The sequence below is a fragment of the Burkholderia sp. Bp8986 genome (assembly GCF_003854225.1).
In the GTDB taxonomy this organism is placed as follows: domain Bacteria; phylum Pseudomonadota; class Gammaproteobacteria; order Burkholderiales; family Burkholderiaceae; genus Burkholderia.
In genome coordinates, this window is record NZ_QTQM01000207.1 from 1 (window position 1) to 466 (window position 466).

Annotated in this window: 2 tRNA genes and 1 rRNA gene; all 3 read right to left on the bottom strand. The window is 51.9% G+C overall.

Annotated features, from left to right (window positions below):
* Positions 1 to 152 precede the first annotated feature (152 nt).
* A tRNA-Ala gene (locus DID99_RS36900) sits at positions 153 to 228 on the bottom strand.
* Between the two features lie 38 nt (positions 229 to 266).
* Positions 267 to 343 (bottom strand) — tRNA-Ile (locus tag DID99_RS36905).
* Positions 344 to 406: 63 nt separating this feature from the next.
* Positions 407 to 466 (bottom strand): 16S ribosomal RNA (locus DID99_RS36910); the annotation flags it as partial.

Below are 466 nucleotides of genomic sequence, written 5' to 3' on the forward strand. Positions count from 1 at the left end.
ACGTCCATCTCAAAGACGCTTCCGCTATCCAAATTACTTACTTCTTCCAGATTGTTAAAGAACGACAGCCGATACTTACTACGTATCACTCTGACTGGCTCAATCGCCAATGACAAAGACTCGACCCAAGTCGAACGCTTGTCATTGAAGATTGGTGGAGGCAGACGGGATCGAACCGACGACCCCCTGCTTGCAAAGCAGGTGCTCTCCCAGCTGAGCTATGCCCCCATGAGTACAGATTCCCTCAGGTACCTACCGCCAGACAATGGTGGGTCTGGTTGGATTCGAACCAACGACCCCCGCCTTATCAAGACGGTGCTCTAACCGACTGAGCTACAGACCCCTGAGTCTGTCTTTAAATTTACAGCCGATAAGCGTGAGCGCTCAACTTTGCGAGAAGCTCTGGAAAGGAGGTGATCCAGCCGCACCTTCCGATACGGCTACCTTGTTACGACTTCACCCCAGT